The organism is Phocaeicola faecicola (assembly GCF_013618865.1).
GTDB classification, from domain to species: Bacteria; Bacteroidota; Bacteroidia; order Bacteroidales; family Bacteroidaceae; genus Phocaeicola; species Phocaeicola faecicola.
The window spans coordinates 1-10,838 of the sequence record NZ_JABSOE010000096.1 but is presented as its reverse complement, the minus strand read 5'-3'; the positions used below and the strand labels follow the sequence as shown (position 1 = coordinate 10,838).

Here is a 10,838-nt window from a genome sequence, read left to right as displayed (position 1 = left end):
AGCTTAGCACAACCCATCACTGGAGATGCACCTTATAGTAGGCTACCGCTGACGGAACAGCGGGTTAAATCTTGCAATATACATTGCTGTTTAACAATCAATTACGTGACTTTTCAGGTCACACCCACGTGCGGTTGAGGTTGAGCATGATGGTGTAGGCACTCTCGTAGGCATCCGAAATATCGGTCATGAAGTCCGGATGGATGGGGTTGCAGCGGTGGCTGCGGCGAGGGTCGTCGAAGTTGATGACGTAGAACTGCGGTTTTACTTTGTAACCCTCCGGGTGGTTCAAAAGATGGTTGTAGGCAATCATGGAGAGGTCGGGAAACTTGAAGTCGTACACATACATCGAATACCCCTTCTCTATCTGCTGCTTGATGAAGTTGTTCACCACGGCATACGACTTGCCGCTGCCCGGCGTGCCCAGTACGATGGAGGCACGGAAGGGATTGACCACGTTGATCCAGCCTCTGTTCCACCGCTTGCGGTAGTAGAAGCGTGTGGGCAGGTTCACGGAATAGTCGTTCTCCAGCAGCCTTGTCTCCTGCATGAAACTCTCGTTCTCGGTGTTGAACACATCCTCCATCAGATTGTGTTTCAGCAGACGGCTCATCCACAGCCCGCTCATCAGCAGGCAGACGTAGCCCGTGCCGATGGTGGCGATATACAGTCCAGCCACCGCCTCCGTGGGCAGTGTCAGTGCCAATATCCACCAGTTGAGGAAGAACAGCACACTGCCTATGGCCAGTGCCGTCCAAATCCTGCTCCAAGTGATTTTCTCGCCCTTCACGCCCTTTGTGCCGAGGCAGGAAAGGGCAAGCAGGAGTACGGCGAACAGCTTTGTGTAGAGGATGGAATGGAACAGCCCCGCCGTGCGGTTGAAGTTCATCAGAATCCTGTCCACCACACCGATGTCCACTCCCCACAGCCGTATGGCACTGTAGCAGTACCAATACACGTTCATCACTACCAGTATAATACTCACGGCACGCAGAAAATCCATGATTTTCGCCAGTGCCCTCAAATCGTCTTCTTGTGACATTGTTCCTTTGTTTTGAAGTGAATAAAAAATACGATGTTACATTCCCAGTCCCTTACGCTTCTTCTTTTTCTTCTTCCGCTGCATGGCACGGATAAACGCCTCTTCTTCGGGATCGATGGTCGAGCCGTCGGGCGAGAAAAGCCCTGCACCTGAGATGTGGAAGTCGTCGGTGTATTCTTCTGCCTTTGGCCTGACTGCATTTCTATCTTCAGTAGGCACACTCTCTTCCGCAGGTACAGTCATCGTTATTGGCTCCTCGTTGGCGTATGGCAGCGTGAAGTGTTCCTGCAAGGCATTGGCTGAAAGTTCCCTGCCCATGCGTGAGCCGTTGAGCACACAGCCCGTGCGGTGGTCGATGAAGGTGGCACCGTAGATGCGCCCGTCCTCCGTATGGCGCAGCACCGTGTCGATGCCTCTTTCCCTGAGCAGGGCTATGAAGCGGTCTTGGTGGTGCGTTGCCTCCAAAGCCGCCAATACGGTGCGCTTTGTCATTTCAGCGAGTTTCCTGTCCTTTATCTCTTTCTTGGAGCGTGCAAACTTGTTTTGCAGCGCATCATATCCGGCGGACTTGCCGAAGAGCGAGGACTTGAACGGATTGCCCGTCTTGTTGCCCGCATCATCCGTTGCGGAGAACACCAGCCCGTGGTATTCCCGTCCACGCACGATGCCCCGCGCTTCCTCCACCGTCACATTGTACAGCGACAGCAGCGCACGGTATTCGCCCAGCGACTGGAAGCGGTACTGCCTGTTCACCGCCTTCACGATGTTCCCCACCTGCTTCTTAATGTCGCCTGCCGCAACGTCCACCTTGCACAGCGGACGCTCTATGCGCTCGCCTCGCCGTTCTGCTGAATGAAGCCCATACTTCCGTTCCAAATCCTTGCGTATGCGCTCGCTCCTGCGGAAAAGGAAGTCCTGGTTGAGCCGCCTTCCGCTCTCGTCCACGTTGATGGTGACGATGTGCAGGTGGTGGCGGTCGATGTCCTCATGCTTATAGACCATATAAGGCTGGTTGCCGTAGCCCAGACGGTCGAGGTATTCCCGTGCTATCTCCTGCAGTTCCGTGTCCGTCAGCACATCGTCGGGATGCGGATTGATGGAGATGTGCAGCACAGGCTTCTCCGTGCGCACCGTGGCGGGCATGAAGGCGAGAAAGCCCTCCATCGCCTTGGCAATATCCACCGTGCCGCTCCCGTCGTTGAAGATGCGGTTGGTGGCCAACAGCCGTCCCTGCTCCTTGTTGATCTTCTCACCGTTGTAGGCGAGCGCACCGTAGAGCGACTTTCCTAAACTGATTTTGGTGACCATTTCGCCTCCATTTCTTTTGAGAGTTCCACAATCCTGTGGCTCAACGCCGCCAGTTCCTCCGTGCATTTCTCCAATTTGTAGAGCAACGCCATAGCCTTCTTCTCGGAGAAATGCGACCGCAGTTCCTTCACGACTTGGTTGTAGTTCGTGCCGATGGCACGGAACTGCGCATGGAAATCCGACAGCTTGGTGTAGTAGTCCACCAAGCCCTTGTCCACCGTAACGACCCTGAATGTCCTGCCGAAGAACTGCTCCTTCAGGAACACCGCCTTGGCATAGACACCCGATCTCTCGTACATGGCGAGGAACCTGTTCCACTCGCCGTCGTCGAAACGCACCATCACGCAGTGCGTCTTCGTGTCCAACTTGGGGCATCGCCCCGTCCTTCTTTTCTCTTTCTGCATCATTGATTGGATTTAGTGGTTTCACGTCAAGACCCCTTTCCCAACTCCAAGCATCGGTTTTCATCAGGCTTCCCGACTTCGGAGGAAGAGCCCGTCCCCCGCCAGTGGGGCAAGAGCTTTTCGGGTAACTCAAATCCTTTTGAGTAACTGAAAAGACATCTTGCTATTGGCTAATGCCAATAAAAATCCGCCTCTGGACGGATTGGTGTGTTGCCTGATAACCCAGTGGTAGTGTTCCAAGGGCAAGCCCTGTCGCTTGGGTGCAAAATTACGGCTATTTCCGCCTCTGAATCAGCGTTTTTGCGGTGCCAACCGCTACCACCTTGTGCCACTCGCTGCCACTCATTCTGAAAGTGATACGGATATGAAAAAATGCCTATACTTTTGCATCGTGATTCAGATGAAGGACTGAAAACAGGTGCTCTTGAAAGACTGTAAACGGGACTGGTTTTACATAGGAATGAAGGACCATTCAAGGTTGCCCAGATACGTCTTCACAGTCATTGGCAGGCAGAGCTGGTTATCCGCTTGAACACTTGAAACAGCGGACGCACTTGAAGCAAGACCAACGGATGAAGTCACGAATGAGAATGAAAACGGATATACGTACGTGTGATTAACAATACGCTTCCGTAATCCGACTTATGTATAACAATAATAATTATCAAAAGTATGAATGAAACCAAGTATGTGGCTATCTCCACACAAAAAGGAGGAGCCGGGAAGACAACCCTCACGGTGCTGGTGGCAAGTTACCTGCATTACGTGAAAGGCTACAATGTAGCGGTGGTGGACTGTGACTTTCCGCAGTACAGCGTCCACGACATGCGCAAGCGTGACCTGAAAGCCATCATGGAGGATGAGTATTACAAGTCCATGGCCTACGAACAGCTGAAACGGTTGGAGAAGAATCCTTATCCCATCAAGTGCAGCCGTGCCGAGGATGCCATCAAGACGGCGGAGCAGCTCTGCGAGAGCCATCCGAACCTTGACTTCGTGTTCTTCGACCTGCCGGGAACCATCAACAATGTGGATGTGGTGACAACCATAGCCAAGATGGACTACATCTTCACTCCAATCATCGCAGACCGTGTAGTGATGGAAAGCTCCATCAAGTTTGCTACCGTCATCAACGAGCAGATGATAAGCACGGGCAAGTCCTGCATCAAGGGACTGTACCTTGTGTGGAACATGGTGGACGGACGTGAGAAGTCGGAGTTGTACAAGGCTTACGACAAGGTATGTGCGGAGTTCGCCCTTCCTATACTGGGCACGTTCCTCCCCGACAGCAAACGCTTCCGCAAGGAGACAGGCACAGAGCGAAAGACCGTATTCCGATCTACGGCGTTCCCCGCAGACAAGACACTGGTGAGAGGCAGCAACCTCGACAAACTTGCGGACGAGATACTTGAAATAATCAAAAACTGAATGGTATGGCAAAAAAGACACGAATCGACGATATTGACAGTGCGGCGGTCATCAACTCATTCCGTCTGGACGATACCAGTCTTCCCTTGGAGGCGAGAAGCACAGAGAGCAGCCGCCAGCCGAAGGCAAAAGAGTCCGGTCAGCAGACTGCCACGTCCGCCACCTCAACGAAGAAAGGTATGGACGGCAATGGCAAGCCTGACTATGAGAGTACCTTCGTATGCGAGTCCAATGTTACCGCCAGACTTGGCAAGCAGGTATATATCAAGAAGGAGTTTCATGACCGCATACAGAAGATACTCCATGTAGTCGGAGGCAACGAGGTGACCATAGCAAGCTATCTGAACAATGTCCTTACATATCATTTCGAGCAGTTTCAGGATGATATTGTGGAAGCGTTCAACCGTCATCTCAAATCATACAATCTTTAATATCATAACAATCACATTTATCAACATTTCAAAAACAAGACATTATGAAGAAGAATCAGAAAAACAACGGTATGAGTAAGTTTCAGAAAGCAGTGAACAAACTCCGCAAGGAAGGTTTCCTGAACAAGCCGAAAAGCAGCGAAGGTCGCGGTATGCCCGTCCTCATTGACAAGGATTTCCACGATAGAATATCGGCACTCGTGGAGTGCGTGGGCAACGGCATGACAGTACAGCAGTATATTGACAATGTGCTTGCCAACCACTGTGCCCTTTACGGCAAGGAGATAGACCGAAAAATTGAGGAGAGCGGTGTGAAACTGGTATATGTCAGCTCGGAAGCCTACGACATGCTTGCTGAACTTGCTTCTCAGTCATCAAACGGAGGGTCGGATCGTTTCTGTGTAGATAGCATCCTCTGCGAACATCTTGCCCAATACAAGGAGACTATCGGAAACGAGTTCAAGAACCGAGGCATCGCTTGCCCGGAAATCGAGAAATTATAAATGAGGCAACAATCACATTTTATCAACATTTCAAAAACAAGACATTATGAAGAAAAATCAGAAGAACAACGGTATGAGTAAGTTCCAGAAAGCAGTGAACAAACTCCGCAAGGAAGGTTTCCTGAACAAGCCGAAAGGCAGCGAAGGTCGCGGTATGCCCGTCCTCATTGACAAGGATTTCCACGATAGAATATCGGCACTCGTGGAACACGTGGGCAACGGCATGACAGTGCAGCAGTACATTGACAATGTGCTTGCCAACCACTGTGCCCTTTACGGCAAGGAGATAGACCGAAAGATTGAGGAGAGCGGTGTGAAACTGGTATATGTCAGTTCGGAAGCCTACGATATGCTTGCAGAACACGCTCCCCAGTCATCAAACGATGGGACGGATTGTTTCTGCGTGGATGGCATCCTCCGCGAACATCTTGCTCAATACAAGGAGACTATCGGAAACGAGTTCAAGAGCCGAGGCATCGTTTGTCCAGAAATCGAGAAATTATAATTGAGACAGCAATCACATTTTATCAACATTTCAAAAACAAGAAATCATGAAGAAGAATCAGAAGAACAACGGCAATGCTGACAACCTGCAAGCAGGAAAACAAAGAACAATGCGCAAACCCTTGTCCGCCTTTATGGAGGCATCGGAAATTAAAGTGCGCCAATGTGTCTATATCGACAAGGAGACACACGACAAGTATGCCAACATTATCAGATACATGGGTAACGGAATCACCCTTGGACGTTACATCGACAACGTGCTGAATGAGCACCTGCGCCAATACCAGAATGAACTGCAGGAGGCTTACTACCAGAGTATCCAGAATGCCAAACTGTTTTGAAGATGGAACTGAAAGGAATCATTCTGACCGTGTCGCTTCTCTGCAACGTATGGTTCATACTCCTGTTGCTGCAAGAGCAGATCAAGGAAACCAAACTTGTCCGATTCTTGTGCGGTATCTCCGAGCTGTGGAAGTCGATGGCAGGCAATCCGCCTTCCCCACAAAAAGAAGAGACGGAAATCAGTAAGGAAATCCCCGATGTTATCGGCAAAAGCAAGTTCAAGATGAGTGTCGCGAAGTCAACCGCTGCCACCCCTGTGCCAAAGGATTCCACTTCTGAAAAAGGCGATGCCATATCAGAAAACGACACTACCTTTGATGTCGGAAATCAGGAAAAAGGCAATCAGTCCGCCCAAGTTCCGGCAGAAAAACTGGATGAAACGTTCAGCAGCCTGACACCGGATGAACTTGGATATTCTGAGGAAGAACTGGAGGAGGAATACAAGCCCCATGCTTCGGGATGCAGTTTCGACGAGATAGCCGATGCCGTACAGACCATCAAGAAAGACGAGCCGACCCAACAGGAACTGACAAAGGCCGGAGAGGTCATGACTGAACTGGACGGTACGGAGTTGTTCGAGAAGATTACGAGCATCATGACGGATGAGGTTTTAGCGGAACGGCTGGCAAGTGCCATCACGGCTTACGTGGATAGTATCGGCAATGCCGTGAAACAGGCAAGGAAACCGTTCGTCATCCCCGACAAACTGGAGGATTTCAACATCCGGGACTATGTATAACAATATAAATGAGAAGGAATGAGCAGATAGTAATATGATAGCAAAGCGGCACGGCAGTACAAGGTACAGCAAGCCCGCAAACGGACAGCCTAAGTCCGTAGAAACAAAAGGGCGACACCACTATATCCGAATAAAGTAAATCATTATCAACCCGCCCGACAAGGACTATCCACCCTTCGAGGGCACAAAACAGAACATCAATATGAACAAGAACAACAGTATCAGAACAATCCTCTCGGCAGCACTCCTCATCGCTGCAAGCGCAACCGCATTCGCACAGGGCAACGGACTGGCAGGCATCAACGAAGCCACCTCCATGGTCACCTCGTATTTCGACCCAGGCACGAAACTCATCTACGCCATCGGCGCAGTGGTCGGACTCATCGGCGGCGTGAAGGTCTATGGCAAGTTCTCGTCGGGCGACCCCGACACCTCCAAGACCGCCGCAAGCTGGTTTGGAGCATGTATCTTCCTCATCGTGGCAGCCACCATCCTGCGCTCGTTCTTCCTATAATATAATAATGTATGGCTGAATACCCCATCAACAAGGGTATCGGCCGTCCGGTTGAGTTCAAGGGCCTGAAGGCGCAATACCTGTTCATCTTCGCAGGTGGGCTGTTGGCTCTCTTCATCCTCTTCGTCATCCTCTACATGGTCGGCATCGGCCAGTGGATATGTATCGGTTTCGGTGCGGTGTCGTCGTCCATCCTCGTATGGCAGACCTTCGCACTGAACGCCCGGTACGGCGAGCACGGACTGATGAAGCTGGGAGCGGCACACAGCCACCCCCGATACCTTATCAACCGACGGCGGATAGCCCGATTATTCAAGAACAAACAGAAAACGGAACAAGAATGAGGAACATATCCAAAATGACGACACTGGAAAACAAGTTCCCCCTGCTGGCGGTGGAGCACGGCTGCATCGTTTCGAAAGATGCCGACCTCACGGTCGCCTACGAGGTGGAGCTGCCGGAACTCTACACTGTGACAAGTGCGGAATACGAGACCATTCACGGCTGCTGGTGCAAGGCCATCAAGGTGCTGCCCGACTACTCCATCGTCCACAAGCAGGACTGGTTCATCAAGGAACAGTACAAGCCTGAGCTTCACAAGGACGACATGAGTTTCCTGAGCCGCTCGTTTGAGCGTCACTTCAACGAGCGTCCGTACCTGAAGCACACCTGCTACCTCTTCCTTACGAAGACCACGAAGGAGCGCAACCGTATGCAGAGCAACTTCAGCACGCTGTGCCGTGGGCATATCATCCCCAAAGAACTGGACAGGGAGACGGCGGAGAAATTCATGGAGGCTACGGAACAGTTCGCCCGCATCATGAACGACAGCGGCTTCATCAGGCTGCGCCGCCTCACCACCGATGAGATTGTCGGTACGGAGGACAAGGCCGGACTCATAGAGCGTTATTTCTCCCTCATGCCCGAAGGCGACCGCACCTTACAGGACATCTACCTCTCGGCAAGGGAGATGCGCATCGGCGACAACCGCCTGTGCCTGCACACCCTATCCGATGCGGAAGACCTGCCAGGCAAGGTGGCGACCGATGTCAGGTACGAGAAACTCTCCACCGACCGCTCTGACTGCCGCCTCTCCTTCGCCAGTCCCGTGGGACTGCTGTTGCCCTGCAACCACATCTACAACCAGTATGTGATTCTGGACAACAGCGAGGAGAACCTGCAGAAGTTCGAGAAGTCCGCCCGCAACATGCAGTCGCTCTCCCGATACAGTAGAAGCAACAGCATCAACCGTGAGTGGATAGAGCAGTACCTGAACGAGGCGCACTCCTACGGACTGACCTCGGTGAGGGCGCACTTCAACGTCATGGCATGGAGCGACGATGCGGAGGAGCTGCGCCACATCAAGAACGACGTGGGCAGTCAGCTGGCAAGCATGGAGTGCATGCCGCGCCACAACACCATCGACTGCCCCACGCTCTACTGGGCGGCGATTCCCGGCAATGCAGCGGACTTCCCTGCGGAGGAGTCGTTCTACACCTTCACCGAACAGGCCGTGAGCCTCTTCACGGAGGAGACCAACTACCGCAGCTCGCTCTCGCCCTTCGGCATCAAGATGGTGGACAGGCTCACGGGCAAGCCCCTGCACCTCGACATCAGCGACCTGCCCATGAAGCGGGGCGTCACCACCAACCGCAACAAGTTCGTGCTGGGTCCGTCGGGCAGCGGCAAGTCGTTCTTCATGAACCACCTCGTGCGCCAGTACTACGAGCAGGGCACGCACGTGGTGCTGGTGGATACGGGAAACTCCTATCAGGGACTATGCGAGATGATACGGCGCAAGACCCACGGCGAGGACGGCGTATATTTCACCTACACGGAGGAGAAGCCTATCTCGTTCAACCCGTTCTATACAGATGATTATGTGTTCGACGTGGAGAAGAAGGACAGCATCAAGACGCTGCTGTTGACGCTCTGGAAGTCGGAAGACGACAAGGTGACGAAGACGGAGAGCGGCGAGCTGGGCAGTGCGGTGAACGCCTACATCGAGCGTATCAGGGCAGACCGGAGCATCACGCCCTCGTTCAACACCTTCTACGAGTACATGCGCGACGACTACCGCCGCGAGCTGGCGGAACGGGAGATAAAAGTGGAGAAGTCCGACTTCAACATCGACAACATGCTCACCACCATGCGGCAGTATTACCAGGGCGGACGCTACGACTTCCTGCTCAACTCCACGGAGAACATCGACCTGCTCGGCAAACGGTTCATCGTCTTCGAGATTGACAGCATCAAGGAGAACCGTGAGCTGTTCCCCGTGGTGACCATCATCATCATGGAAGCCTTCATCAACAAGATGCGCCGTCTGAAAGGCATGCGTAAGCAGCTGATTGTGGAGGAGGCATGGAAGGCGTTGTCGTCGGCGAACATGGCGGAATACCTGAGGTACATGTATAAGACCGTGCGCAAGTATTACGGCGAGGCCATCGTGGTGACACAGGAGGTGGACGACATCATCTCCTCGCCCGTGGTCAAGGAAAGCATCATCAACAACTCCGACTGCAAGATACTCCTCGACCAACGGAAGTACATGAACAAGTTCGACCAGATACAGGCGTTGCTCGGACTGACGGAGAAGGAGAAGTCGCAGATTCTCTCCATCAACATGGCCAACCACCCGTCACGTCTCTACAAGGAGGTGTGGATCGGGCTGGGCGGCACGCAGTCGGCGGTCTATGCCACCGAGGTGAGCGCGGAGGAATACCTTGCCTACACCACCGAGGAAACGGAGAAGGTGGAGGTCTATCGGCTGGCGGAGCAACTAGGCGGCGACATCGAAGCCGCCATCCGGCAGCTGGCGGAGAAAAGAAGGACAAGCAAGACATAATGTTTATCACAACCAATTTTATCACATTCAACAATGATTCAGAACATGGGAAGAAGATTGAAGACAACAAGCAGGCAGATGCTGCTCCTGTGCGGCATCGTGCTGGGTATGGCGAGTATGGCCATGCAGTCATGCAGTGAGGCGGCAAGGGACGACCGTCCCGCCCTCTGCGGTAACTGGGAGAGCGTGGAGGGCAAGCCCGACGTGCTCATCTATAAGGAAGGTAAGGCATACAAGGTGACGGTGTTCAAGCGCAAGGGGCTGGGACGCGAGTTGAAACCGCAGACCTATCTCCTGCAGATGGAGAACGGCAACCTCTTCATGAATACGGGATTCCGCATCGACGTGGCCTACAACGAGGAGACGGACGTGCTGACTTTCTCGCCCAATGGGGACTATGTAAGAGTAAGACAGGAACCGACCAAACAATAGCGAGCAATGAAAGCAAGAATGACAATCCTTATCTGTCTGTGCCTGCTGACGGCTGGCAAGGCAAGCGCACAGTGGACGGTCATCGACCCGTCCAACATCGCGCAAAGCATCGTGAACACCTCCAAGAATGTGGCGCACACATCGACAACGGCGACCCACATGGTCAAGAACTTTCAGGAGACAGTGAAAATCTACGAGCAGGGCAAGAAGTATTACGATGGTGCGCCCGTATAGGCGATATAATAAATGTAGCATTGGCAAGCTATTAGGTAAGTGTTCCAATATTTACCTATCATCACCAGCTTATCTGCCCACGAAAGGACGGCAGGGAGTATAGCACGCT

General features: G+C 52.6%; 12 protein-coding genes and 2 pseudogenes. 11 read left to right on the top strand and 3 right to left on the bottom strand.

What is annotated here, in order from left to right:
- Positions 1-121 precede the first annotated feature (121 nt).
- From H3001_RS17820 to mobA, 3 genes and pseudogenes are all read right to left on the bottom strand, one after another.
- Positions 122-1,042: pseudogene (locus H3001_RS17820) on the bottom strand (YWFCY domain-containing protein); the annotation flags it as partial.
- Positions 1,043-1,078: 36 nt separating this feature from the next.
- Positions 1,079-2,350, bottom strand: coding sequence for a conjugal transfer protein MobB (mobB, locus tag H3001_RS17815; RefSeq protein WP_103004145.1), 1,272 nt, complete (start codon positions 2,348-2,350; stop codon positions 1,079-1,081).
- On the bottom strand, positions 2,329-2,757 hold the full coding sequence (gene mobA, locus H3001_RS17810; protein WP_169757404.1) for a conjugal transfer protein MobA: 429 nt from the start codon (positions 2,755-2,757) through the stop codon (positions 2,329-2,331). Before mobA ends, mobB begins: the two co-directional genes overlap by 22 nt.
- A 669-nt stretch (positions 2,758-3,426) precedes the next feature.
- On the opposite strand from mobA, the gene H3001_RS17805 reads away from it, so the two are divergent.
- From H3001_RS17805 to H3001_RS17755, 11 genes and pseudogenes are all read left to right on the top strand, one after another.
- Entirely contained in the window at positions 3,427-4,182 is a 756-nt protein-coding gene (locus H3001_RS17805) for a ParA family protein (RefSeq protein WP_181215663.1), read from the top strand.
- A 5-nt stretch (positions 4,183-4,187) separates the two neighbouring features.
- A complete protein-coding gene (locus H3001_RS17800; RefSeq protein WP_181215662.1) occupies positions 4,188-4,613 on the top strand; it encodes a DUF3408 domain-containing protein in 426 nt (141 codons plus the stop codon).
- A gap of 41 nt (positions 4,614-4,654) precedes the next feature.
- Positions 4,655-5,116 (top strand): DUF3408 domain-containing protein, encoded by a 462-nt coding sequence (locus tag H3001_RS17795; RefSeq protein ID WP_317170793.1) that lies wholly within the window; start codon positions 4,655-4,657, stop codon positions 5,114-5,116.
- Between the two features lie 46 nt (positions 5,117-5,162).
- Positions 5,163-5,621 carry a DUF3408 domain-containing protein gene (locus H3001_RS17790; protein ID WP_181215660.1) on the top strand — a complete coding sequence of 153 codons (459 nt, stop codon included), beginning with the start codon at positions 5,163-5,165 and terminating at the stop codon, positions 5,619-5,621.
- Positions 5,622-5,667: 46 nt separating this feature from the next.
- The gene (locus H3001_RS17785; RefSeq protein WP_181215659.1) at positions 5,668-5,961 is read left to right on the top strand and encodes a DUF3408 domain-containing protein; all 294 of its coding nucleotides are present in this window, start codon (positions 5,668-5,670) and stop codon (positions 5,959-5,961) included.
- 2 nt (positions 5,962-5,963) lie between these two features.
- Entirely contained in the window at positions 5,964-6,701 is a 738-nt protein-coding gene (locus H3001_RS17780; protein WP_246368690.1) for a conjugal transfer protein TraD, read from the top strand.
- A gap of 202 nt (positions 6,702-6,903) precedes the next feature.
- A complete protein-coding gene (locus tag H3001_RS17775) occupies positions 6,904-7,215 on the top strand; it encodes a DUF4134 domain-containing protein (RefSeq protein ID WP_021825124.1) in 312 nt (103 codons plus the stop codon).
- Positions 7,216-7,226: 11 nt separating this feature from the next.
- The gene (locus H3001_RS17770) at positions 7,227-7,559 is read left to right on the top strand and encodes a DUF4133 domain-containing protein (RefSeq protein ID WP_181215658.1); all 333 of its coding nucleotides are present in this window, start codon (positions 7,227-7,229) and stop codon (positions 7,557-7,559) included.
- A complete protein-coding gene (locus H3001_RS17765) occupies positions 7,556-10,063 on the top strand; it encodes a TraG family conjugative transposon ATPase (protein WP_181215657.1) in 2,508 nt (835 codons plus the stop codon). The genes H3001_RS17770 and H3001_RS17765 overlap by 4 nt, the downstream gene beginning before the upstream one ends.
- Before the next feature lie 78 nt (positions 10,064-10,141).
- Positions 10,142-10,495: a DUF3876 domain-containing protein gene (locus tag H3001_RS17760; protein ID WP_250884452.1), complete on the top strand. Its 354-nt coding sequence runs from the start codon at positions 10,142-10,144 to the stop codon at positions 10,493-10,495.
- Positions 10,496-10,501: 6 nt separating this feature from the next.
- Positions 10,502-10,714: pseudogene (locus H3001_RS17755) on the top strand (DUF4141 domain-containing protein); the annotation flags it as partial.
- Between the last annotated feature and the right edge of the window lie 124 nt (positions 10,715-10,838).